At 51.7% G+C, this 24,062-nt stretch carries 20 protein-coding genes and 1 pseudogene; 6 read left to right on the forward strand and 15 right to left on the reverse strand.

What is annotated here, in order from left to right; genetic code table 11:
• Positions 1-273 precede the first annotated feature (273 nt).
• The 4 genes from nagE to C3D30_RS05740 all read left to right on the forward strand — a co-directional run bounded on the left by nagE (position 274) and on the right by C3D30_RS05740 (position 6,499).
• Complete coding sequence (gene nagE, locus C3D30_RS05725) at positions 274-2,220, forward strand: PTS N-acetyl glucosamine transporter subunit IIABC (protein WP_105286581.1); 1,947 nt, start codon at positions 274-276, stop codon at positions 2,218-2,220.
• Positions 2,221-2,473: 253 nt separating this feature from the next.
• The gene (gene glnS, locus C3D30_RS05730; protein WP_001287167.1) at positions 2,474-4,138 is read left to right on the forward strand and encodes a glutamine--tRNA ligase; all 1,665 of its coding nucleotides are present in this window, start codon (positions 2,474-2,476) and stop codon (positions 4,136-4,138) included.
• A gap of 578 nt (positions 4,139-4,716) precedes the next feature.
• Positions 4,717-6,123 carry a chitoporin ChiP gene (gene chiP, locus C3D30_RS05735; RefSeq protein ID WP_001201181.1) on the forward strand — a complete coding sequence of 469 codons (1,407 nt, stop codon included), beginning with the start codon at positions 4,717-4,719 and terminating at the stop codon, positions 6,121-6,123.
• Between the two features lie 49 nt (positions 6,124-6,172).
• The gene (locus C3D30_RS05740) at positions 6,173-6,499 is read left to right on the forward strand and encodes a ChiQ/YbfN family lipoprotein (protein ID WP_000733592.1); all 327 of its coding nucleotides are present in this window, start codon (positions 6,173-6,175) and stop codon (positions 6,497-6,499) included.
• An 83-nt stretch (positions 6,500-6,582) separates the two neighbouring features.
• Here C3D30_RS05740 and fur read toward each other — a convergent pair whose 3' ends face one another.
• The 5 genes from fur to ybfF form a co-directional block, all read right to left on the reverse strand.
• Positions 6,583-7,029, reverse strand: a complete 447-nt coding sequence (gene fur / locus C3D30_RS05745) for a ferric iron uptake transcriptional regulator (protein ID WP_000131706.1) — start codon at positions 7,027-7,029, stop codon at positions 6,583-6,585.
• Positions 7,022-7,108, reverse strand: coding sequence for a fur leader peptide (gene uof / locus C3D30_RS05750; RefSeq protein WP_001406816.1), 87 nt, complete (start codon positions 7,106-7,108; stop codon positions 7,022-7,024). The genes fur and uof overlap by 8 nt, the downstream gene beginning before the upstream one ends.
• A 209-nt stretch (positions 7,109-7,317) precedes the next feature.
• Entirely contained in the window at positions 7,318-7,848 is a 531-nt protein-coding gene (gene fldA / locus C3D30_RS05755; protein WP_001018618.1) for a flavodoxin FldA, read from the reverse strand.
• Positions 7,849-7,987: 139 nt separating this feature from the next.
• A complete protein-coding gene (gene ybfE, locus C3D30_RS05760; protein ID WP_024165168.1) occupies positions 7,988-8,281 on the reverse strand; it encodes a LexA regulated protein in 294 nt (97 codons plus the stop codon).
• 139 nt (positions 8,282-8,420) lie between these two features.
• Complete coding sequence (gene ybfF / locus C3D30_RS05765) at positions 8,421-9,185, reverse strand: esterase (RefSeq protein ID WP_105286582.1); 765 nt, start codon at positions 9,183-9,185, stop codon at positions 8,421-8,423.
• A gap of 184 nt (positions 9,186-9,369) precedes the next feature.
• On the opposite strand from ybfF, the gene seqA reads away from it, so the two are divergent.
• Both seqA and pgm read left to right on the forward strand, forming a co-directional pair.
• On the forward strand, positions 9,370-9,915 hold the full coding sequence (seqA, locus tag C3D30_RS05770; protein WP_001515978.1) for a replication initiation negative regulator SeqA: 546 nt from the start codon (positions 9,370-9,372) through the stop codon (positions 9,913-9,915).
• 28 nt (positions 9,916-9,943) lie between these two features.
• Positions 9,944-11,584 carry a phosphoglucomutase (alpha-D-glucose-1,6-bisphosphate-dependent) gene (pgm, locus tag C3D30_RS05775; RefSeq protein WP_001297249.1) on the forward strand — a complete coding sequence of 547 codons (1,641 nt, stop codon included), beginning with the start codon at positions 9,944-9,946 and terminating at the stop codon, positions 11,582-11,584.
• A 222-nt stretch (positions 11,585-11,806) separates the two neighbouring features.
• On the opposite strand, the gene potE is transcribed toward pgm, so the two are convergent.
• The 10 genes and pseudogenes from potE to kdpF all read right to left on the reverse strand — a co-directional run bounded on the left by potE (position 11,807) and on the right by kdpF (position 23,768).
• Complete coding sequence (gene potE / locus C3D30_RS05780; protein ID WP_000075810.1) at positions 11,807-13,126, reverse strand: putrescine-ornithine antiporter; 1,320 nt, start codon at positions 13,124-13,126, stop codon at positions 11,807-11,809.
• Positions 13,123-15,321 (reverse strand): ornithine decarboxylase SpeF, encoded by a 2,199-nt coding sequence (gene speF, locus C3D30_RS05785; RefSeq protein WP_105286652.1) that lies wholly within the window; start codon positions 15,319-15,321, stop codon positions 13,123-13,125. Before speF ends, potE begins: the two co-directional genes overlap by 4 nt.
• 303 nt (positions 15,322-15,624) lie before the next feature.
• Positions 15,625-15,729, reverse strand: a complete 105-nt coding sequence (gene speFL / locus C3D30_RS20295) for a leader peptide SpeFL (protein WP_107164369.1) — start codon at positions 15,727-15,729, stop codon at positions 15,625-15,627.
• Positions 15,696-15,815, reverse strand: a pseudogene (locus C3D30_RS20820) (TonB-dependent receptor). Before C3D30_RS20820 ends, speFL begins: the two are co-directional and overlap by 34 nt.
• Before the next feature lie 187 nt (positions 15,816-16,002).
• On the reverse strand, positions 16,003-16,680 hold the full coding sequence (kdpE, locus tag C3D30_RS05795; protein ID WP_000186091.1) for a two-component system response regulator KdpE: 678 nt from the start codon (positions 16,678-16,680) through the stop codon (positions 16,003-16,005).
• Positions 16,677-19,361, reverse strand: coding sequence for a two-component system sensor histidine kinase KdpD (gene kdpD, locus C3D30_RS05800; RefSeq protein WP_105286583.1), 2,685 nt, complete (start codon positions 19,359-19,361; stop codon positions 16,677-16,679). The genes kdpE and kdpD overlap by 4 nt, the downstream gene beginning before the upstream one ends.
• On the reverse strand, positions 19,354-19,926 hold the full coding sequence (gene kdpC / locus C3D30_RS05805; protein ID WP_105286584.1) for a K(+)-transporting ATPase subunit C: 573 nt from the start codon (positions 19,924-19,926) through the stop codon (positions 19,354-19,356). The genes kdpD and kdpC overlap by 8 nt, the downstream gene beginning before the upstream one ends.
• A gap of 8 nt (positions 19,927-19,934) precedes the next feature.
• The gene (gene kdpB, locus C3D30_RS05810) at positions 19,935-21,983 is read right to left on the reverse strand and encodes a potassium-transporting ATPase subunit KdpB (protein WP_016231631.1); all 2,049 of its coding nucleotides are present in this window, start codon (positions 21,981-21,983) and stop codon (positions 19,935-19,937) included.
• Positions 21,984-22,005: 22 nt separating this feature from the next.
• On the reverse strand, positions 22,006-23,679 hold the full coding sequence (kdpA, locus tag C3D30_RS05815) for a potassium-transporting ATPase subunit KdpA (RefSeq protein WP_105286585.1): 1,674 nt from the start codon (positions 23,677-23,679) through the stop codon (positions 22,006-22,008).
• Positions 23,679-23,768 carry a K(+)-transporting ATPase subunit F gene (gene kdpF, locus C3D30_RS05820; protein WP_001272653.1) on the reverse strand — a complete coding sequence of 30 codons (90 nt, stop codon included), beginning with the start codon at positions 23,766-23,768 and terminating at the stop codon, positions 23,679-23,681. Before kdpF ends, kdpA begins: the two co-directional genes overlap by 1 nt.
• Between the last annotated feature and the right edge of the window lie 294 nt (positions 23,769-24,062).

A 24,062-nucleotide genomic window follows, 5' to 3' on the forward strand; every position in this document is an offset into this window, starting at 1 on the left:
CCTGGATTTGCGCAGAGAGGCGTCAATCCGACCTGATTTTTTGAATGATAAAATAAGTTTTCTGGTTTAGCCAGTAAAAGGGAGTAATGATAACGATATTTGGTGACAAAACTCACAAAAGATACGCGTTTAATTTGCGGTACGAATTAATTTTTTACACACTCTGTAGCAGATGATCTAACAATATGATTACAGAACATCGGCAGTACAGTTTGCAGCAAAATAAAAAACGGCTTTAAACGAGCCAAATAGGGTTCTCGTAGGGGGAATAAGATGAATATTTTAGGGTTTTTTCAGCGACTCGGTAGGGCGTTACAGCTCCCTATCGCAGTACTGCCGGTGGCGGCACTGTTGCTGCGATTCGGTCAGCCAGATTTACTTAACGTTGCGTTTATTGCCCAGGCGGGCGGCGCGATTTTTGATAACCTCGCATTAATCTTCGCCATCGGCGTGGCATCCAGCTGGTCCAAAGACAGCGCAGGTGCGGCGGCGCTGGCAGGTGCGGTAGGTTACTTTGTGTTAACCAAAGCGATGGTGACCATCAACCCGGAAATCAACATGGGTGTACTGGCGGGTATCATTACCGGTCTGGTCGGTGGTGCAGCCTATAATCGCTGGTCCGATATTAAACTGCCGGACTTCCTGAGCTTCTTCGGTGGTAAACGTTTTGTGCCGATTGCCACTGGCTTCTTCTGCCTGGTATTGGCGGCTATTTTTGGTTATGTCTGGCCACCGGTGCAGCACGCTATTCATGCTGGTGGTGAATGGATCGTGTCTGCGGGCGCGCTGGGTTCCGGTATCTTTGGTTTCATTAACCGTCTGCTGATCCCAACCGGTCTGCATCAGGTGCTGAACACCATCGCCTGGTTCCAGATTGGTGAATTCACCAACGCGGCGGGGACGGTTTTCCACGGCGACATCAACCGCTTCTATGCCGGTGATGGCACTGCGGGGATGTTCATGTCCGGCTTCTTCCCGATCATGATGTTTGGTCTGCCGGGTGCGGCACTGGCGATGTACTTCGCAGCACCGAAAGAGCGTCGTCCGATGGTTGGCGGGATGCTGCTTTCCGTTGCTATCACCGCGTTCCTGACTGGTGTTACCGAGCCGCTGGAATTCCTGTTCATGTTCCTTGCTCCGTTGCTGTACCTTCTGCACGCACTGCTGACCGGTATCAGCCTGTTTGTGGCAACGCTGCTGGGTATTCATGCGGGCTTCTCCTTCTCTGCGGGCGCCATCGACTATGCGTTGATGTATAACCTGCCGGCAGCCAGCCAGAACGTCTGGATGCTGCTGGTGATGGGCGTTATCTTCTTCGTTATCTACTTTGTGGTGTTCAGTGCAGTTATCCGCATGTTCAACCTGAAAACGCCAGGTCGTGAAGATAAAGAAGACGAAATTGTTACTGAAGAAGCCAACAGCAACACTGAAGAAGGTCTGACTCAACTGGCGACCAACTATATTGCTGCGGTTGGCGGTAGCGACAACCTGAAAGCGATTGACGCCTGTATTACCCGTCTGCGTCTGACGGTGGGTGACTCATCCCGCGTCAACGATGCGATGTGTAAACGTCTGGGTGCTTCTGGGGTGGTGAAACTAAACAAACAGACCATCCAGGTGATTGTTGGTGCAAAAGCGGAATCTATCGGTGATGCGATGAAGAAAGTCGTTGCCCGTGGTCCGGTAGCTGCTGCTTCTGCTGAAGCTGCTCCAGCAACTGCCGCTCCGGTTGCGAAACCACAGGCTGTACCAAATGCAGTGTCTATCGCTGAGCTGGTATCGCCGATCACTGGTGATGTTGTCGCACTGGATCAGGTGCCAGACGAAGCGTTCGCCAGCAAAGCGGTGGGCGACGGTGTGGCGGTGAAACCGACGGATAAAATCGTTGTATCACCAGCCGCAGGGACTATCGTGAAAATCTTTAACACCAACCACGCGTTCTGCCTGGAAACCGAAAAAGGCGCGGAGATCGTCGTCCACATGGGTATCGACACCGTGGCGCTGGAAGGTAAAGGCTTTAAGCGTCTGGTGGAAGAGGGCGCGCAGGTAAGCGCAGGGCAACCGGTTCTGGAAATGGATCTGGATTACCTGAACGCTAACGCCCGCTCGATGATTAGCCCAGTGGTTTGCAGCAATATCGACGATTTCAGCGGCCTGAACATTCAAGCTCAGGGTCATGTTGTGGCGGGTCAAACGCCGCTGTATGAAATCAAAAAGTAATCTGTTTCATGCCTGATGCGACGCTTGACGCGTCTTATCAGGCCTACAAAGCTCAGTGTAGGTTGGATAAGACGCTTTAGCGTCGCATCCAACTATGACAAGCGGTGGAGATCTTCTCTGCCGCTTTTTTTTTCATCAATCATCCCCATAATCTCTGTTAGATTATCAATTTTAAAAAACTAACAGTTGTCAGCCTGTCCCGCTTATAAGATCATACGCCGTTATACGTTGTTTACGCTTTGAGGAATCCACGATGAGTGAGGCAGAAGCCCGCCCGACTAACTTTATTCGTCAGATCATTGATGAAGATCTGGCCAGTGGCAAGCACACCACAGTACACACCCGTTTCCCGCCAGAACCAAATGGCTATCTGCATATTGGTCATGCGAAATCTATCTGCCTGAACTTCGGGATCGCCCAGGACTATAAAGGCCAGTGCAACCTGCGTTTCGACGACACTAACCCGGTAAAAGAAGATATCGAGTACGTAGAGTCGATCAAAAACGACGTTGAATGGTTAGGTTTTCACTGGTCTGGTAACGTTCGTTACTCCTCCGACTATTTTGATCAGCTCCATGCCTATGCGATCGAATTGATCAATAAAGGCCTGGCGTATGTCGATGAACTGACGCCGGAACAGATCCGCGAATACCGTGGCACCCTGACGCAGCCAGGTAAAAACAGCCCGTACCGCGACCGCAGCGTTGAAGAGAACCTGGCGCTGTTCGAAAAAATGCGTACCGGCGGTTTTGAAGAAGGTAAAGCCTGCCTGCGAGCGAAAATCGACATGGCTTCGCCGTTTATCGTGATGCGCGATCCTGTGCTGTATCGTATTAAATTTGCGGAACACCACCAGACCGGCAACAAGTGGTGCATCTACCCGATGTACGACTTCACCCACTGCATCAGCGATGCGCTGGAAGGCATTACGCACTCTCTGTGTACGCTGGAGTTCCAGGACAACCGTCGTCTGTATGACTGGGTTCTGGACAACATCACCATTCCTGTTCATCCGCGCCAGTACGAATTCTCGCGCCTGAATCTGGAATACACCGTGATGTCCAAGCGTAAGCTGAACCAGTTGGTGACCGACAAGCATGTAGAAGGCTGGGACGATCCGCGTATGCCGACCATTTCTGGTCTGCGTCGTCGTGGTTATACCGCAGCTTCTATTCGTGAGTTCTGCAAACGCATCGGCGTGACCAAACAGGACAACACCATTGAGATGGCATCTCTGGAATCCTGCATTCGTGAAGATCTCAACGAAAACGCGCCGCGTGCAATGGCGGTTATCGATCCAGTGAAACTGGTTATCGAAAACTATCAGGGCGAAGGCGAAATGGTCACCATGCCGAACCATCCGAACAAACCGGAAATGGGTAGCCGTCAGGTGCCGTTTAGCGGTGAGATTTGGATCGATCGCGCTGATTTCCGCGAAGAAGCTAACAAGCAGTACAAGCGTCTGGTGCTGGGTAAAGAAGTGCGTCTGCGTAATGCTTACGTGATTAAAGCAGAACGAGTGGAGAAAGATGCCGAAGGCAATATCACCACCATCTTCTGTACTTACGATGCCGACACCTTAAGCAAAGATCCGGCTGATGGTCGCAAAGTGAAAGGCGTTATCCACTGGGTAAGCGCGGCACATGCGCTGCCGGTTGAAATCCGCCTGTACGATCGCCTGTTCAGCGTGCCGAATCCAGGCGCTGCGGATGATTTCCTGTCGGTGATTAACCCGGAATCGCTGGTCATCAAACAGGGCTTTGCTGAACCGTCTCTGAAAGACGCAGTAGCGGGTAAAGCGTTCCAGTTTGAGCGTGAAGGTTACTTCTGCCTCGACAGCCGCCATTCCACGGCGGAAAAACCGGTATTTAACCGCACCGTTGGGCTGCGTGATACCTGGGCGAAGGTTGGCGAGTAATTTTAAGTTTCACCATGCAGGATGCGGCGTAAATGCCGCATCCTGCAAGAAACACACAAACAGTTTCAAACACTAAATTGCCTGATGCGCTACGCTTATCAGACCTACGAGATCTCTGCAATATATTGAATTTGCGTGCTTTTGTAGGTCGGATAAGGCGTTTACGCCGCATCCGGCATGAAACATACAAACAATCCCAAACGCCGCGCTCTGCGGCGTTTTTTCTGCTTATCATCGCGAATTAATTCCGCTTCGCAATTTATCCGTAAAATAAATTTAAAACCACAAATCATAATTCAATAAAATGTAACCGTTTTCATCCTACTGGAAAGCCACATATTTTTTCTTCTACAAGCTCTTCTGCTGCAAACTTAAATCCTGTAACAAAAATCATCAAAATATGTGCGGTTGCTCATGTTCTTACATTCTCGTTACAGAAAGAGATTGATAATTCGCGTCGCGAAAAATAGTCTGTTCCTGTAGTCAGCGAGACTTTTCTCAACGCTACTTTTTTAATTTTTATTTTTTTCGCTGTTCACCTGTGGTGCAGCAATTTATACGTCAAAGAGGATTAACCCATGCGTGCGTTTAGTGGCAAACGTAGTACGCTGGCGCTGGCTATCGCCGGTGTTACAGCAATGTCGGGCTTTATGGCAATACCGGAGGCTCGCGCCGAAGGATTCATCGACGATTCAACCTTAACCGGCGGTATCTATTACTGGCAGCGTGAACGTGACCGTAAAGATGTTACCGACGGCGACAAATACAAAACCAACCTTTCTCACTCCACCTGGAACGCCAACCTCGATTTTCAGTCTGGTTATGCTGCTGATATGTTCGGCCTCGATATTGCTGCGTTTACGGCGATTGAAATGGCGGAAAACGGCGACAGCTCCCACCCGAACGAAATCGCGTTTTCAAAAAGTAATAAAGCCTATGACGAAGACTGGTCCGGCGATAAAAGCGGTATAAGCCTGTATAAAGCAGCTGCAAAATTTAAATACGGTCCGGTGTGGGCGAGGGCAGGTTATATTCAGCCAACGGGTCAAACACTGTTAGCGCCGCACTGGAGTTTTATGCCGGGTACTTATCAGGGCGCGGAAGCCGGGGCTAATTTTGATTACGGCGATGCCGGCGCATTGAGTTTCTCCTATATGTGGACGAACGAATATAAAGCGCCGTGGCATCTGGAAATGGATGAGTTTTATCAGAACGATAAAACTACCAAAGTTGATTATCTGCACTCCCTCGGGGCGAAGTACGACTTCAAAAATAACTTCGTACTGGAAGCGGCGTTTGGGCAGGCTGAAGGTTATATCGATCAATATTTTGCCAAAGCCAGCTATAAATTTGATATCGCTGGTAGCCCATTAACTACCAGCTATCAGTTCTATGGTACGCGCGACAAAGTTGACGATCGCAGCGTCAACGATCTTTACGACGGCACCGCCTGGCTGCAGGCGTTGACCTTTGGCTACCGGGCGGCTGACGTAGTGGATTTGCGCCTCGAAGGCACCTGGGTTAAAGCTGACGGTCAGCAGGGATACTTCCTGCAGCGTATGACCCCAACCTATGCTTCCTCGAACGGTCGCCTGGATATCTGGTGGGATAACCGTTCTGACTTCAACGCCAACGGCGAAAAAGCGGTCTTCTTCGGCGCGATGTATGACCTGAAAAACTGGAATCTTCCCGGCTTCGCTATCGGTGCTTCTTACGTGTACGCCTGGGATGCCAAACCTGCAACCTGGCAGAGCAGCCCGGATGCGTACTACGACAAGAACCGGACTATCGAAGAATCTGCATACAGCCTGGATGCGGTCTACACCATTCAGGACGGCCGCGCCAAAGGCACGATGTTCAAACTGCATTTCACCGAATACGACAACCACTCCGACATCCCAAGCTGGGGCGGTGGTTACGGTAACATCTTCCAGGATGAGCGCGACGTGAAATTTATGGTAATCGCACCATTCACCATCTTCTGATGCCCGACGCGGCAGGTTTTGTGCCTGCTGCACGTTTGAGGAATTTGCTATGAAAAAACTGATTCTCATCGCCATGATGGCATCGGGGCTGGTAGCTTGTGCGCAATCAACCGCGCCACAGGAAGACAGTCGTCTGAAAGAGGCATACAGCGCCTGTATCAACACCGCACAAGGTTCGCCAGAAAAAATTGAAGCCTGCCAGAGCGTGTTAAACGTGCTGAAGAAAGAAAAACAACATCAGCAGTTTGCCGACCAGGAAAGTGTACGCGTACTGGATTATCAGCAGTGTCTGCGTGCAACGCAAACCGGTAATGACCAGGCGGTGAAAGCCGATTGTGATAAAGTCTGGCAGGAAATACGCAGTAATAACAAATAAGTGAGAGCTGTAACTCTCGCTTTTCTTATTTCCCTTGCATAAAAAAGCCAACCCGCAGGTTGGCTTTTCTCGTTCAGGCTGACTTATTTGCCTTCGTGCGCGTGCTCATCTTCGCGGCAATCGCCTTCGGCACAGTGACCGTAAAGATAGAGACTATGGTTAGTCAGGCGAATGCCATGTTTCGCGGCGATTTCACGCTGACGCGCTTCGATAGATTCATCACTAAATTCAATAACCTTGCCGCAGTCGAGGCAGATCAGGTGATCGTGGTGATGTTGTTGGGTCAGTTCAAATACGGATTTACCGCCTTCAAAATTGTGGCGGGTGACGATACCGGCATCGTCAAACTGGTTCAGTACGCGATATACCGTAGCCAGACCAATTTCTTCACCCATATCGATCAGACGTTTATATAAATCTTCCGCACTGACGTGATGGTTGTCCGGCTCCTGAAGAACTTCCAGGATTTTTAAACGAGGAAGCGTTACTTTCAGGCCAGCTTTCTTTAGGGCGGTATTGTTATCAGTCATGCGGAATCTGTCCTGTTACTAAGCGGTTCACTTCATTAGAAGAAGTGACAGAATTTGCTCTTGAGATAATGCGTATCATTATAGAATTGCCACGCCTAAATGAAAACCACAAGTCCCTGGCAAATATTGTTAATAAAAACGTGGCTTAGCTTACATTTACATCGGTAAGGCCACTTCAATACTGGAACATTGTACAGGTACTACGGCAAAAGTTACAAATTTGTAGCAATTATTTTGATTGGCGTTATCTATTAATACGGCGTAGACATTAGCCTACACCGCATCACATCAGGCATTGAGAATTTCGTCGAGATGCAACTCTTCAGAAATCTGTTTAACCCATTTTTCTACACGTTCAGCGGTCAGTTCCGGCTGACGGTCTTCGTCAATAGCCAGGCCGACAAAATGGTCGTCATCTGCCAGACCTTTTGACGCTTCGAAATGGTAGCCCGCAGTTGGCCAGTGACCCACGATAGTCGCGCCGCGCGGTTCGATGATGTCACGGATAGTGCCTAATGCATCACAGAAATATTCGGCGTAATCTTCCTGGTCGCCACAGCCAAACAGGGCAACCAGTTTACCATTGAAATCAATCTCTTCGAGAGTCGGGAAGAAGTCGTCCCAGTCACACTGCGCTTCGCCGTAATACCAGGTTGGGATACCCAGCAGCAGAATGTCATAAGCTTCCAGATCTTCTTTGCTGCTTTTTGCAATGTCATGGACATCGGCAACGTCTTTACCAAGCTGTTTTTGAATCATTTTTGCGATATTTTCGGTATTACCGGTGTCGCTGCCGAAAAAGATGCCAGTGATAGCCATGAGTGAAATAACCTCTTGAAACTTATTGAAATGGGGGTGGCAAATTGCCCACGGATAAAGGCAATCATAGCAGAACAGGCAGTCTTGCGGAATCAGCAAACGGGCAGGACTGCACACTGTGCTACATGAAAGTGGAAATTTAAACGATGCCCTGACTACGCAGTGCCGCCAACTGCTGCATCAAAATCTCTTCGATCAGTTCGCTACGGCTCATATTGCGCGACTCTGCCAGCTCATTCAGCGCCTCGACAGCTTCCGCGTTCAGCTTCAATTCGACACGCTTAAGACCACGTACTTTGTCGCGTTTTAGCTGGTTGCGTTTATTAATACGCAGCTGTTCATCGCGCGAAAGCGGATTGGTTTTCGGTCGTCCCGGTCGACGCTCGTGCGCGAACAGATCTAATGTCGTACGGTCCGTTTGTTCTTTGGCCATGATCTTGGTGACTTCGGGGGAAACAATCAGCCGGGCGTCTGCCCGGATGGATAGCGCGCCATAATACATCAGCGCGATGAGTCACGCCAACGCCCACGCGCGGAAAGCGACGCAGACGCTGGGTTTTTAATCAGTTGCGTTAATCATTAAGATAGCGACGGATGGCGCGCAGTACCGCATCAGGTTTTTCTGCGTGTACCCAGTGACCCGCACCCGCAATCACATGCGCCCGTGCCTGCGGGAATTGCGCCAGTAAATCATCACGATATTGTTCAGTGACATACGGTGAATTACCGCCGGGAATAAACAGGGCTGGGTGATCCCATGCCGGAATTTTCGACCAGCCAACAATATGCGGATACTGATCCCACAACACTGGCACGTTAAAACGCCATTCACCATCAACGTAAGATTTCAGCAGAAACTGAATCACTCCTTCTTCATTCAGATGCTGGCGCATCACCGCTGCTGCCTGCTGTCGCGTTTGCGCGTTGGATTTACTGACGGCGTTGATGGCTGCGAAAATCTCATCATGACGACGTACGTGATAATCGACGGGGGCAATATCAATAGCCACGAGTTTATCAATGCGATCGGGTGCCAGTGCGGTTAGCGCCATAACGGCTTTACCGCCCATCGAGTGACCGATAAACGTCGCTTTTTCGATCTGCTGTGCATCCAGCGTATCCAACAGGTCTTGCGCCATTGCTGGATAATTCATCACAGGATCGCGCGGTGAAAGTCCGTGGTTACGCATATCTACCTGGATGATATCGTGGTCGCTCACCAGGTCGCGCGCCAGCACGCCGAGGTTGTCGAGACTACCAAACAAACCGTGGACGAGGACGATGGGAGAATTATTATGCTGGTTTTGTGCAGATTGCGCGCGGATATTCAATTTCATGGCAAAGTTCTTTTTTTCGCGAAGTCGGGTTAGGGTATTATGTTGACCATTGTGCCACAGGGCTGCAACAAATAAGGTTTAATCCGAGTTTTTCTGCAAGCCAGGCTTGACGCTATCCGCTGCCGGGATTTATTCATATACTCCTGGCGACTTGTATTCAGCTAAGACACCGCACTGGATTAAGATGAAAACGATTGAAGTTGATGATGAACTCTACAGCTATATTGCCAGCCACACTAAGCATATCGGCGAGAGCGCATCCGACATTTTACGGCGCATGTTGAAATTTTCCGCCGCATCACAGCCTGCTGCTCCGGTGACGAAAGAGGTTCGCATTGCGTCGCCTGCTATCGTCGAAGCGAAGCCGATCAAAACGATTAAAGACAAAGTACGCGCGATGCGTGAACTTCTGCTTTCCGATGAATACGCAGAGCAGAAGCGCGCGGTCAACCGCTTTATGCTGCTGTTGTCTACACTATATTCTCTTGACGCCCAGGCGTTTGCCGAGGCAACGGAATCGTTGCACGGTCGCACGCGCGTTTACTTTGCGGCAGATGAACAAACGCTGCTGAAAAATGGTAATCAGACCAAGCCGAAACATGTGCCAGGCACGCCGTATTGGGTGATCACCAACACTAACACTGGCCGTAAATGCAGCATGATTGAACACATCATGCAGTCGATGCAATTCCCGGCGGAATTGATTGAGAAGGTTTGCGGGACAATTTAAAACAACGTTGCAGATAAAGGACAAAGCAATGGCAATCCACAATCGTGCAGGTCAACCTGCACAACAGAGTGATTTGATTAACGTCGCCCAACTGACGGCGCAATATTATGTACTGAAACCAGAAGCAGGGAATGCGGAGCACGCGGTGAAATTCGGTACTTCCGGTCACCGTGGCAGTGCAGCGCGCCACAGCTTTAACGAGCCGCATATTCTGGCGATCGCTCAGGCAATTGCTGAAGAACGTGCGAAAAACGGCATCACTGGCCCTTGCTATGTGGGTAAAGATACTCACGCCCTGTCCGAACCTGCGTTCATTTCCGTACTGGAAGTGCTGGCTGCGAACGGTGTAGACGTTATTGTGCAGGAAAACAATGGCTTCACCCCGACGCCTGCCGTTTCCAATGCCATTCTGGTTCACAACAAAAAAGGTGGCCCGCTGGCAGATGGTATCGTGATTACGCCGTCCCATAACCCGCCGGAAGATGGTGGTATCAAATACAACCCGCCAAATGGTGGCCCGGCTGATACCAACGTCACCAAAGTGGTGGAAGACCGCGCCAACGCACTGCTGGCCGATGGCCTGAAAGGCGTGAAGCGTATCTCCCTCGACGAAGCGATGGCATCTGGTCATGTGAAAGAGCAGGATCTGGTGCAGCCGTTTGTGGAAGGTCTGGCCGATATCGTTGATATGGCGGCGATTCAGAAAGCTGGCCTGACGCTGGGTGTCGATCCGCTGGGCGGTTCCGGTATCGAATACTGGAAGCGCATTGGCGAGTATTACAACCTCAACCTGACCATCGTTAACGATCAGGTCGATCAAACCTTCCGCTTTATGCACCTCGATAAAGACGGCGCGATCCGTATGGACTGCTCCTCCGAGTGTGCGATGGCGGGCTTGCTGGCACTGCGTGATAAGTTTGATCTGGCGTTTGCTAACGACCCAGATTATGACCGTCACGGCATAGTAACTCCGGCTGGTTTGATGAATCCGAACCATTACTTGGCAGTGGCGATCAACTACCTGTTCCAGCATCGTCCGCAGTGGGGCAAAGATGTTGCCGTGGGTAAAACGCTGGTTTCTTCTGCGATGATCGACCGCGTGGTCAACGATTTGGGTCGCAAGCTGGTGGAAGTACCGGTAGGCTTCAAATGGTTTGTTGATGGTCTGTTCGACGGCAGCTTCGGCTTTGGCGGTGAAGAGAGCGCAGGGGCTTCCTTCCTGCGTTTCGACGGCACGCCGTGGTCAACCGATAAAGACGGTATCATCATGTGTCTGCTGGCTGCGGAAATTACCGCAGTCACCGGTAAGAACCCGCAGGAACACTACAACGAACTGGCGAAACGCTTTGGTGCGCCGAGCTACAACCGTTTGCAGGCAGCTGCGACTTCCGCGCAAAAAGCGGCGCTGTCTAAGCTGTCTCCGGAAATGGTGAGCGCCAGCACCCTGGCAGGTGACCCGATCACCGCGCGTCTGACCGCAGCGCCTGGCAACGGTGCTTCTATTGGCGGTCTGAAAGTGATGACTGACAACGGATGGTTCGCCGCGCGCCCGTCAGGCACGGAAGACGCATACAAGATCTACTGCGAAAGCTTCCTTGGTGAAGAACATCGCAAGCAGATCGAGAAAGAAGCAGTTGAGATTGTTAGCGAAGTTCTGAAAAACGCGTAAACATATTAAATAAGAAAAAGGGCGGTCGGAAGAGCGCCCTTTTTACTTATGACTACCTGATAAGCTACGCTTATCAGGCCTACGAGGATGGTTCAATATATTGAATTTGCGCGATTTTGTGGGCTGGATAAGGCGCTTGCGCCGCCTCCGGCATGAACAACGAGCACTTTGTTAATAATCCCAAAGGGCGATCATTCGATCGCCCTTTTTTACTTCGCTTTATTAACCGTGTTTATTTTTCAGTTCAAAGCGGGGTGATACCAGACCATACAGTGTCCAGCCGAGGAAGGTCACGATGGAGCCATACAGCATGGCCTCTTCCCCAGACGAGTACAGTGCATAGAAGCTGTACATTGCACCAATAAAGGCAACAAAGTTAGCCACTTTCGCTTTAGCAGCCGGAACATTAGCTGCTTTCTGAATGATCACCAGTGCCGCCATCGACAGAATATACGGGATGATATTGGTCACCACGGCCAGGTTAACCAACACGTTGAACTGGCTGTTCAGCGACGGGCTAATGGTCATCAGCGATAACCCACTCTGGATAATCACAATGGTCAACATTCCCTGAACCGGTGCATCCACTTTGGTTACACGAGAGAAAATTTTCGGGAAGTACCCTTCATCGGCAGAAGATTTAAACACCTGGGCAATGGTGAACTGCCAGCCGAGCAATGAACCGCAGCAGGACATCACCATCAACGCCATAATCACTTTACCGACTTCCGGTGTGAACATCTGCGCGAAGGCCAGACCAAACGGTGCCGTTGAATTTGCCAGCTCCATATTTGGCACAATTCCGGCAATCACGTTAGTAGAGACGATATAAATTACTGCCGCACCCAATGTACCGCCAAGAACAGCAATTGGCACGTTACGTTCCGGGTTTTCTACCACTTCAGCGTTCGCACAGGCCGATTCCAGACCGAGAAAAGCCCACAATGTCATGGCAATGGAAGAACCAACCGCGCTAAAGAAGGGCGCATGATGCGGGTTCCAGGAGTCAGCGTAAAGCGTCGGGCTGAACCAGAACCAGCCGATAATGCACAGGCCAATTACCGGAATAATGACACCCCACACGGTAATGCTACTGATCTGCCCGGTAATGCGTGCACCACCAAAGTTAGCCACGGTACATACCCACAGCACAGCAATAGTGGCAAGACCAATCTGAACAGGCGAAAGGGTTGTGTCAAACAACTCAGTACCGTAGCCAACGGCGGAAATAGCGATGGCGACATTGGCAATCAGCAGTGACACACCGTAGGTATAGTTCGCCATGAAGTTACCGGATTTACCGAAGGCATATTCGGCATAACCCCCCATACCACCTGATTTACGGCTATACATACCGCATTTTGCAAAGGCCCAGGCCAGCGCCATTGATCCTACAGCCGTCACTAGCCAGGAGATAATCGAGATCGTCCCGACTTCGGCTAGTTTGGTCGGCAGCATAATGATGCCGGAACCCATCATGTTGACCATCGTCAGTATGGTTAACTGCACGACGCCCATTTTATTCGCTTTAGCCTGACTCATAATTTTTCTCCCTTCAGCAGGGCGCTTTGTGCTTCGCTTGATTTGATGACATAGCACCAGACCTGTTTGCGACCGTCATGTTCTTCGATATAGACACCCTGTAATTCCGGCGCAAAACCTGGCAGCAGGTTAATGCCTTCTTCCAGGGCAATGAAGTAACGCAGAACTGCACCGCCCCAGACTTCACCCGGAACAACACACAGCACGCCCGGAGGATAAGGCAGGGCACCTTCGGCTGCGATACGCCCTTCTGCATCCGGCAGACGAACCAGTTCCACCTCACCGCGTAAGTAGGCGTAGTTAGCTTCTTGTGGGTTCATGCTGACGCGAGGGAAGTGTTCCTTACGGAACATCTCTTTTTGCAGTTGTTTCACGTTATGACGGGCATACAGGTCGTGCATTTCCTGGCACAACTGACGCAGGGTATAACCGGCGTAACGGGCTTCATGCTGTTTGTAAATGGAAGGCAGTACGTCCGCCAGAGGCGCATCATCTTCCAGCAGTTTTTCGAAACGTACCAGCAGGGCGACAAGCTGCTGTAGTTTGGCCATATCTTCTGCCGGAGTCAGCAGGAATAAAATGGAGTTAAGGTCGCATTTTTCTGGAACGACACCATTTTCACGCAGGAAGTTAGCGAGAATGGTTGCAGGAACACCGAATGCCTCATATTCGCCGTTACGTGCATCAATGCCTGGGGTAGTCAGTAGCAGCTTGCACGGATCGACAAAATATTGGTTTTCTGCGTAGCCTTCAAAAGAGTGCCAGTGTTCTCCTGGTACAAACTGGAAGAAACGCAGGTCATTGGCAATTTCAGCGGTGGGATATGACTGCCATGGCTTGCCATCCACCAGTTCAGGAACGAACGGACGAATATGATGACAGTTTTCAAGGATCAGTTTGCGGGCATCAATGCCATTCGCCACGCAGTCCATCCACATATTGCGACCGCTTACGCCTTCATGCATTTTAGCGTTGACGTCCAGTGCCGCGAACAGCGGATAGAACGGACTTGTGGAGGCATGCATCATAAAGGCATTGTTCATGCGTTTATGCGGTACATAACGCGGTTGACCTTTGATATGGCGGTCTTTTTTATGAATTTGTGATGTCTGGGAAAAACCCGCCTGCTGTTTATGGACTGACTGTGTAACCAGAATGCCCGGATCGTTTTCATTAAGCTCCAGCAGCAGCGGCGAACAGTCAGCCATCATCGGGATAAACTGCTCGTAGCCGACCCATGCGGAGTCAAACAGAATGTAGTCACACAGATGACCAATTTTATCCACTACCTGACGAGCGTTATAAATTGTACCGTCGTAGGTGCCTAACTGAATAACCGCGAGGCGGAACGGACGCGCCTCTTTTGCCCGCTGCGGTGCGACTTCTGCAATCAGTTCGCGCAGGTAATTTTCTTCGAAGCAGTGCGCATCAATGCCACCGATAAAGCCATACGGGTTGCGTGCTGTTTCCAGATAAACCGGTGTTGCACCAGCTTGTAGCAACGCCCCGTGGTGATTAGATTTATGGTTATTGCGGTCAAACAGCACCAGATCGCCCGGTGTCAGCAGTGCGTTTAATACCACTTTGTTTGAAGAGGAGGTGCCGTTTAAAACGAAGTAGGTTTTATCGGCATTAAACACTTTTGACGCATGTTGTTGTGCGATACACGGTGCGCCTTCATGAATCAGCAGGTCACCCATTGCCACGTCGGCGTTGCACAAGTCAGAACGGAAAAGAGTTTCACCAAAATACTCTACAAACTGGTTACCTGCCGGATGGCGACGGAAAAATTCGCCGCCCTGATGACCGGGGCAATCAAATGCGCTGTTACCCTGATTGACATAATCGACCAGTGCGCGGAAGAAAGGTGGGCGTAACTGGGTTTCATAATGGCTGGCAGCGGTTTCTAACTGGCGACCGTAAAACGTTTTCCGCGCTTCGCAATGTTCGAAGACACCCGAAATACGTGACAGGTATTTTGCTGGCACATGATCTTCATTTTCCGTGGCAATAAATACAGGAATGCCATAGCCAGTAGCGTCTATTTCATCGAGTTTTCCACGTTCAACATCATCGACCGATAAAACAATGGCAGCAACGTCAATATAATTACTTTCGTCAATGTTCACGCATACACGATGAGTGGAAAAGTAATTCTGGCAAGAACGACTAACGGCAATTTTTAATTCTGACATTTTTCATCTCTTTATTTCAGGTAATAGCAGGTCCTCAATTTCTCAAAAGAGAAATTGATAACGCCGGAAAAAAGCAAAACATCACCCCTGATAAATAAATCAGTAGTTTGCTTTTTGTAGATGCAATAACCCGACCAGCCCGGTAACTGGCAATACTCTACCTGTCCAGATTGCGACGTAGCGATCTGAATTAATAAGGGTATAAAAGGGTTAGCAATGTATGAGCACCAGGGATACAGGTATTAACCTGTGATGCTTAAAGACAGGGAGACCTGTATTTTGAGGTGCCCTTTAGTCAGAAGACTAGCGGGCATTAAAGAAATGAAAGTCAAAGCTATTGCGATGGGAAAACTTCATAATATGAGTTGTTCGCCTTATATGGGGCATTGCACGGTTATTATTTTCCATTTTCCTTTACCTTTTTCTGTATCAGTTGAAGGTAAAATTATTCTATCCAGGAAATGTCTCTAATCTATGAAGAAGATCAAAAAAATGGTCAAACTAAAAGTTGTTAATCATAAAGTATGGATGGTGCAAAACAGAATATTGCTTTGTTTTTTTGATTTTGTAATTTAATTGTTTGTGTTTTGTTAGCGCATTAATCCTGCTGAATAATAATGTTTCAGCAGGGCTAATTTTAAAATAATAATTCTTTTAAAAGTGCAAAAAATGAATAAATATTCAAAGCATAAACCGATACCCAATACCGGTTTCAGTAATGAAATGGCGGGGGCGGGCGGGATCCTGTTCCAGTTTTTGTCGCAGATGTCCCATATAAATACGCAAATAATGACTGTGTTCGACCGCGTTTGGCCCCCACACCTGGTTAAGGAGTTGGCGCTGGGTGAGCACTTTTCCCGCATTATTGAGCAACACTGCCAGCAGGCGAAACTCAATCGGGGTGAGATGCACCTCTTCCTCACCGCGATGGATCACACGAGCCGCTAAATCGACGGTAACATCAGAAAACTTCACTACCGGATCGGGTGCGGCGGTAGCTGAGTGGCGGCGTAAAGCGACGCGCAGACGCGCCTGCAATTCGCCAATGCCAAACGGTTTACTCAGGTAATCATCAGCTCCGGCATCCAGCGCGGCGATTTTGTCGCTCTCTTCACTACGTGCGGAAAGCACAATCACCGGCACTACGCTCCACTGGCGCAGGTCGCGGATAAACTCAATTCCATCGCCATCGGGCAGACCGAGATCGAGAATAATCAAATCCGGCTTGCGGGTTGCCGCTTCCAGCAAGCCGCGTTGCAGCGTTTCGGCCTCAAAGACACGCATACCGTCGCCCTCCAGCGCCGTGCGCAGAAAGCGACGAATAGCTTGTTCATCTTCAACAATCAGAACGTTTGTCACATATCCTCATGAAATTCTTCAAGTTCAGGGGCAGTTTGCTGGGGAAGTGTAACACGAAAACAGGCACCACCTTCCGGTCGGTTGAACGCGGTAATGGTGCCGCCGTGTACATCCACAATCGCCCGACAAATTGCCAGCCCAAGCCCGACGCCCGGTACTGCCGACTCCTTATTTCCGCGAGCAAACTTATCGAATATCGTCTGCTCCTGGCCTGGCGGAAGACCGGGGCCGTTATCCCAGACATCCAGTTGTAGATTTTCGCCCTCAACGTGGGCATCGATACCAATTTCGGCCTGTGCGCCCGCGTATTTCACCGCGTTCTCCAGCAGATTAATCAGCAACCGTTCAAAGAGTGGCCCGTCAACGTGGATTAAAGTCAGTGGTTCTGGCAATGACAGGTTGATGGGCGATGATAAACCCGGTTCCAGCATTTGCAGCGCACTGCCGACCACTTCTTCCAGCGTTAACCACTCTTTCTTCAAATTAAAGCCGCCGGACTGAATTCGCGCCATATCGAGTAAATTATTCACCAGGCGGGTGGTGTTCAGCACATGTTGGCGAATTTCGCTGGCCTGGCGAGCGTGCGGAGAACCTTCACTCGCCAGATCGAGCGTTAAGATTTCTGCCTGACCGAATAGCACCGTGAGCGGAGTGCGTAAATCATGCGAAAGTGCCGCCAGCAGAGCGTTGCGGATCTGTTCACGTTCGCTTGCCATCCGCGCCTGTTCTTCGCTGGCGGTCAGCGTCAGCCGCTCAAGGGCATTGGCGACTAACAGCGTAAACGTTTCCAGCAGGCGCTGCTGTTCCGGGATCATCAACTGGCGCAGATTCCCCGGTTCCACCACCACCAGCCCGTAGGTTTTCTCGCCGCTTTTTAACGGCAAAATCTGGTACGGTACGCCGGGTAACGTGTCGGTGCCCGCGCCCGCTGGCAGGCCTTTATCAAAACTCCACTGCGCGATGGCATCGTCCCACGGCGTCATTCCCTGCGGATGCGTCAACGGCTGCAATTTACCATTGTCATCAGGTAGCAACACCTGGCTGCGAGCATGAAACGTGGAGGCAATAAATTGTTCGCTGGTGGCGGCGATATCCTGCGGACTGCGGCCTACCGCCAGAGCTTTCGACATTTCATATAAGTGCCGTGTGCGTTGCTCGCGGTAACGGGCTACCCGCGCCTGATAACGCACGCCAGCAGTAAGGTTCCCGATCACCAGCCCGACGGTTAACATCACCGCGAAGGTCAGCAGATATTGCACATCAGAGACGGCGAGCGTGCCGCGTGGGGCGATAAAAAAGAGATCGAAACTCACTACATTAATGACGGTGGCGACCACCGAAGGCCAGCGCCCATAAAATAGCGCCACCACCACCACGCCAAGCAGATACAGCATCACCAGGTTGGCGGCATCAAACGCCATCAGCCACTGCATGGCAATTAGGGTGATAACGGCGCATAACGCGGCGGCAACCACGCATCCCTGAATCTGTACCCGCCACTTGTCTTTAAAAGAGCGGCTATCCGGCGCGTTATTAAGTGTGCGGGCAGGCGGTTCATCAAGCGCGACCAGCACCTGATCGAGATCGGGGGCGATGCGCGCCAGCCGATCAGCAAACGTTTCCCGACGCCACCAGCGGCGCGAGGCCGGACGACCGAGAATAATCTTGCCGAGATTATGTTCACGGGCATAACGCACTACTGCTTTTTCTTCTGCCGGATCAGAAAGCGTTGCCGTCTCTGCACCTAACTCCTGCGCCAGACGTAAGGCGCTGAGAATTGCCCGACGTTTTTTCTCCGGTAAACGGTGCAAGGCAGGGGTTTCAACATACACCGCGTGCCAGATGCTCCCCAGCCTTGACGCCAGCCGCGCCGCCGCGCGAACCAGTTTTTCGCTGCCGGTGTTATGCCCGATGCATAAAAGGATCGCGTCGCGCGTGTGCCAGACTTTCTCTTCGCCAGGATGCCCCCGCCAGGCGCGCATTTGCTCATCAACGCGATCGGCAGTGCGGCGCAGTGCCAGTTCGCGCAGGGCGATCAGATTGCCTTTGCGGAAAAAATGTTCAATGGCGCGCTCCGCCTGCCCGGCAATATAGACTTTGCCTTCTTTCAGCCGCTGGCGCAGATCGTCCGGGGGCAGGTCCACCAGCACCACGTCGTCGGCGGCATCGAAAAAAGGATCGGGCACGGTTTCCCGTACCTGAATTCCGGTGACGCCGCTGACCACATCATTCAGACTTTCCAGATGCTGAACGTTGACGGTTGTGAAAACATCAATGCCAGCTTCCAGCAGTTCTTCGATATCCTGCCAGCGTTTAGGATGACGAGAACCTGGCGCATTACTGTGCGCCAGTTCGTCCATTAAGATCAGCGCCGGACGGCGGGCGAGGGCGGCATCGAGATCAAACTCGCTGATATGCCGCCCACGGTACGCCTGGCGTTTCAGCGGCAGAACAGCCAGACCTTCCAGCATGGCGGCGGTATCTTTCCGCCCGTGGGTTTCTACCACGCCAACCACAATATCCAGCCCTTGCGCCCGCAGTCGCTGGGCTTCTGCCAGCATCGCCCAGGTCTTCCCGACGCCTGCGCAGGCACCGAAGAAAACTTTTAGCTTCCCCCGATGCGGCGCAGCAGTTTGTTCCAGCAGACGGTCGGGATCGGGACGTAAGGGTTCGTTATTCATCAAGCTTATCCAGCGCCAGATTGAGTTCGACAATATTGACGACCGGCTGGCCGATATATTTCACCAGCGGTTGTTGGCTGTATTTTGCGATCAGCTGCGTGAGCTGTTCAACGCTGAGATTACGCGCTTTCGCCACGCGTGGGATCTGCCAGGCCGCCGCTTGCGGGGTAATGTTATTGTCCAGCCCGCTTGCCGACGCCGTCACCAGTTCAACCGGAACGCTCGTGCTGGCATCAGGGTTAGCGGCCCGTAATGCAGCAACGCGTGCAGCTATCTGTTTATCCAGCTCCGGGTTACTGACCGCCAGATTGCTCCCGCCAGAAGCCTGTGGATTATAGGGCATTTCTGCCGTTGCTGATGGGCGACCATGAAAATAGCCGTTGCCGGTAAAACTCTGCCCGATTAATGCCGAGCCGCGCACCATATCTCCTTCACGAATCAACGAACCGTTGGCCTGCCAGGGAAACCACCATTGCCCCAGCGCGGTGGTCAGTAGCGGATAAACACCGCCAGTGATCAATAACAGAAAGAGAAATGTCGATAATGCCGGACGTAATCCACTCATGGTAACCCTCACACCAGACCGCAAACGGTCAGCAGTAAATCAATCACTTTGATACCGATAAACGGCACCAGCAGCCCACCCAGACCGTAAATCCATAAGTTACGGCGCAACATGGCAGAAGCGGTAAGCGGTTTATAACTCACGCCTTTTAACGCCAGAGGAATTAAAAAGACGATAATCAAGGCGTTGAAAATCACCGCACTGAGAATGGCGGAGTCGGGCGAATGCAGGCGCATGATGTTCAGTGCATTTAACTGCGGATACGTTGCCGCGAACGCCGCCGGAATAATGGCGAAGTATTTCGCTACATCGTTGGCAATGCTGAAGGTGGTGAGCGAGCCACGGGTCATCAGCATCTGTTTGCCAATGTGCACCACCTCGATCAACTTGGTCGGGTTGGAGTCGAGATCCACCATATTGCCCGCTTCTTTCGCCGCCTGAGTGCCGGAGTTCATCGCCACCGCGACATCTGCCTGCGCCAGCGCCGGAGCATCGTTGGTGCCGTCGCCTGTCATCGCCACTAAACGGCCTTCCGCCTGATACTGACGAATCAACGCCAGTTTGGCCTCTGGTGTCGCTTCGGCGAGGAAATCATCGACGCCCGCTTCCGCAGCAATCGCGGCGGCAGTCAGACGGTTATCTCCGGTAATCATCACCGTTTTAATGCCCATTTGGCGCAGTTGTGCGAAACGCTCTTTGATACCGCCTTTGACGATGTCTTTCAGCGCAATAACGCCCAGCACGCGGGAACCTTCTACTACTACCAGCGGCGTGGCACCCTGACGCGCAACGTTATCAACTTTTTGATCGACATCGGCAGGGAAGTGACCACCGTTAGCTTCAACATGGCGGCGAATGGCATCGACAGAACCTTTACGGATCATCCGGTTGTCGATGTTGATCCCACTCATCCGGCTTTGCGCAGTAAACGGCACAAAAGTAGCGTGAAGCGACTGCACATCGCGCTCGCGCAGGTTAAAACGCTGCTTGGCGAGGATCACAATACTGCGGCCTTCCGGCGTTTCGTCGGCCAGCGAAGCCAGTTGTGCGGCATCGGCCAGCGTTTTTTCCTCTACGCCCTGCGCGGGGATAAACTCCGACGCCTGACGGTTCCCGAGTGTGATGGTGCCGGTTTTATCCAGCAGCAGAACGTCAACGTCGCCCGCCGCTTCAACGGCACGTCCGCTGGTGGCGATCACATTGGCGCCCAGCATTCGGCTCATCCCGGCGACGCCGATCGCTGAAAGCAGGCCGCCGATGGTGGTTGGGATCAGACAGACCAGCAGCGCCACCAGTACCGTTACGCTGACCGCGTTACCGCCCCAGGCAGAAAATGGCCATAGCGTTGCGGTTGCCAGTAAAAAGACGATGGTCAGGGCAATCAGCAGGATGGTCAGGGCAATCTCGTTCGGCGTTTTGCGTCGCTGCGCGCCTTCCACCATCGCGATCATCCGATCCAGAAACGTCTCGCCGGGGTTAACGCTGCACTCAATTACCAGCCAGTCAGAAAGAATACGTGTACCGCCAGTGACGGAGGCAAAATCGCCGCCGGATTCACGGATCACCGGTGCTGATTCCCCGGTGATGGCGCTCTCATCGACCGACGCGCCACCTTCAATGACTTCACCATCGCAGGGGATGATATCGCCTGCCTCTACCAGCACGATGTCGCCTTTACGCAGTTGATCGGCAGGAATTTTGTCCGCCGCAGCGCCATATTTCGGCTCACGTAGCTTACGGGCAAAGGCGGTTTTTTTGACCCCTTTCAGACTGTTGGCCTGCGCTTTACTGCGGCCTTCTGCCAGCGCCTCGGCGAAATTAGCGAACAGCACAGTGATCCACAGCCAGCCACTAATTGCCGCACTAAACAGCGCATTGCCAGGCATCGCACCGCTTGCCATCGCGATGCTAATAGCGGTGGTCAGCAGACTGCCGATCCAGACGATAAACATCACCGGATTGCGCCATTGCGCCTGTGGGCTTAATTTTTTAACCGCTTCTTTCAGCGCCTGAACGACAAGTGTTGGTTCGAATAGCGCCAGTTGTTTACGACTCATATTCAGTGCTCACTCAATATCATCAAGAGAGATACTCCGCCACCGGACCAAGCGCCAGGGCAGGGATAAAGGTCAGTGCGCCAACCAGCAACACGGTGCCGATTAACAGGCCAACAAACAGCGGGCCGTGCGTTGGCAATGTGCCGGAGCTGGCGGGTTGGCTCTTTTTACTCACCAGCGAACCAGCAATCGCCATCACCGGGATAATCACCCCGAAGCGACCGACAAACATGCAGAACGCCAGTAAACAGTTCCAGAACGGTGAGTTGGCGCTTAATCCGGCAAAGGCGCTGCCGTTGTTATTAGCGGCGGACGACACGGCATACAGCACTTCGCTAAAACCATGCGGGCCAGGGTTGAGCATGGCGCTACGTCCGGCGTCGGTCATCATCGCCAGCGCCGCGCCCATCAGCACCAGCGTCGGGGTGACCAGAATCGCCAGCGCGGTCAGTTTCATCTCGCGCACGTCGATTTTTTTACCCAGATATTCCGGCGTGCGACCAATCATCAGTCCGGCAATAAACACCGCCAGCAGGACGAACAGCATCATGCCGTAAAGGCCAGAACCAACGCCGCCGAATACCACTTCACCAATTTGCATCAACCACATCGGCACCATGCCGCCAGGGGCGGTAAACGAATCATGCATCGCAATCACCGCACCGCAGGAAGCCGCCGTGGTCACAACCGCAAACAGGCTACTGACCAGCACGCCAAAACGGCTCTCTTTACCTTCCATATTGATGTTACTGTCTGCGCCGAGCGCCAGCAGATGCGGATTACCCTGAACTTCTGCCCACATCACCACGCCTACGCAGATGACAAAAATCACCGACATCGCCCACAACAACATGCGTCCCTGGCGGCGATCGCCCTCCACTTCGCCAAAGGCAAAGCACAGCGCCGTTGGGATCAAGAAGATCGCCAGCATTTGCACGAAGTTGGTCAGTGCGGTCGGGTTTTCAAACGGATGCGACGAGTTGGCATTAAAGAAACCACCGCCATTAGTGCCGAGCATCTTAATCGCTTCCTGAGAAGCCACCGGCCCCATCGGTAACAGTTGTTGTGCTCCTTCAACGGTCGTCACAGCCTGATAGGGCAGAAAGTTTTGCAGCGCACCTTGTTGAATAAAAAACAGTGCGATCAACAACGCCACAGGGGCTAACACCCACAACGTGATGCGTAGCAGATCGACCCAGGCATTACCGAGCGTGCTCATGCTCTGGCGGGTAAACGCGCGGATAAGGGCAAAAATCACCGCAATCCCGCTGGCGGCAGAAAGAAAGTTTTGTACCGTTAAGCCCGCCATTTGGCTGAAATAACTCAACGTGGTTTCACCGCTGTAAGATTGCCAGTTGGTATTAGTCACAAAGCTGACGGCAGTATTCAGCGCCAGATCCCACGACAGCCCCGGCAGCTGCTGCGGATTAAGCGGCAGATAGTGCTGACCGAGCAACATAAAAAAAAGTACCGCCAGCCCCAGCATATTCAGACAGAGAATGGCAGAGAGATATTGCTTCCAGTTCATCTCGCGACCAGAGACGCCAAGTGCGCGAAAGAGTACGCGCTCAACGCCCGCCGTACCGGGAAGAGGAATATCATTAATCAGCCGCGCCAGCCCGCTGCCTAAAGGGCGCGCCAGCACCATCAGTACCAGTAAAAACGTGGCGATCAGTAACAACCCTTGCGCAGCCATCAAAACGCCTCCGCATTGATCAGGGCATAAACCAGATACCCCAGTAATAAAAACACCAGCAACACGCCGGTTATCACGCCTGCACTCACAGTGCACCTCCAGTGGCCTAAAAGTGATACCGGAAGGGTAGAATTCTGGCTGCAAAGATTTCGCAAAAATCTGCGGGCGGGGTGTAAAAAAAGTATAAAAATGGCAAAGACCGCAATTTAACTAATGGTTAGTATTGATTTAACTTTTATGTAACTTAATTACAGGGTGAATGTAAATAAACCATCAATAAGCAAAAATAAGTGGTCGGATGAGTAGTAAAATTACACAAAAGGCGGTACTATTTTCATCAGATAAACAAATTCATTTTCCGGTGCTATTCACCGGGTAGATAC

Source organism: Escherichia sp. MOD1-EC5433 (assembly GCF_002966005.1).
Lineage (GTDB): Bacteria > Pseudomonadota > Gammaproteobacteria > Enterobacterales > Enterobacteriaceae > Escherichia > Escherichia ruysiae.

Bases quoted from the DNA above. Each gene is read 5' to 3' on its own strand.
- kdpC (WP_105286584.1), bottom strand. From the start codon at position 19,926: ATGAGTGGATTACGTCCGGCATTATCGACATTTCTCTTTCTGTTATTG.
- nagE (WP_105286581.1), top strand. From the start codon at position 274: ATGAATATTTTAGGGTTTTTTCAGCGACTCGGTAGGGCGTTACAGCTC.
- ybfF (WP_105286582.1), bottom strand. From the start codon at position 9,185: ATGAAATTGAATATCCGCGCGCAATCTGCACAAAACCAGCATAATAAT.
- uof (WP_001406816.1), bottom strand. From the start codon at position 7,108: ATGATACGCATTATCTCAAGAGCAAATTCTGTCACTTCTTCTAATGAA.
- kdpB (WP_016231631.1), bottom strand. From the start codon at position 21,983: ATGAGTCGTAAACAACTGGCGCTATTCGAACCAACACTTGTCGTTCAG.
- kdpD (WP_105286583.1), bottom strand. From the start codon at position 19,361: ATGAATAACGAACCCTTACGTCCCGATCCCGACCGTCTGCTGGAACAA.
- potE (WP_000075810.1), bottom strand. From the start codon at position 13,126: ATGAGTCAGGCTAAAGCGAATAAAATGGGCGTCGTGCAGTTAACCATA.
- pgm (WP_001297249.1), top strand. From the start codon at position 9,944: ATGGCAATCCACAATCGTGCAGGTCAACCTGCACAACAGAGTGATTTG.
- C3D30_RS05740 (WP_000733592.1), top strand. From the start codon at position 6,173: ATGAAAAAACTGATTCTCATCGCCATGATGGCATCGGGGCTGGTAGCT.
- ybfE (WP_024165168.1), bottom strand. From the start codon at position 8,281: ATGGCCAAAGAACAAACGGACCGTACGACATTAGATCTGTTCGCGCAC.
- speFL (WP_107164369.1), bottom strand. From the start codon at position 15,729: ATGGAAAATAATAACCGTGCAATGCCCCATATAAGGCGAACAACTCAT.
- kdpA (WP_105286585.1), bottom strand. From the start codon at position 23,679: ATGGCTGCGCAAGGGTTGTTACTGATCGCCACGTTTTTACTGGTACTG.
- chiP (WP_001201181.1), top strand. From the start codon at position 4,717: ATGCGTGCGTTTAGTGGCAAACGTAGTACGCTGGCGCTGGCTATCGCC.
- fur (WP_000131706.1), bottom strand. From the start codon at position 7,029: ATGACTGATAACAATACCGCCCTAAAGAAAGCTGGCCTGAAAGTAACG.
- glnS (WP_001287167.1), top strand. From the start codon at position 2,474: ATGAGTGAGGCAGAAGCCCGCCCGACTAACTTTATTCGTCAGATCATT.
- seqA (WP_001515978.1), top strand. From the start codon at position 9,370: ATGAAAACGATTGAAGTTGATGATGAACTCTACAGCTATATTGCCAGC.
- fldA (WP_001018618.1), bottom strand. From the start codon at position 7,848: ATGGCTATCACTGGCATCTTTTTCGGCAGCGACACCGGTAATACCGAA.
- speF (WP_105286652.1), bottom strand. From the start codon at position 15,321: ATGTCAGAATTAAAAATTGCCGTTAGTCGTTCTTGCCAGAATTACTTT.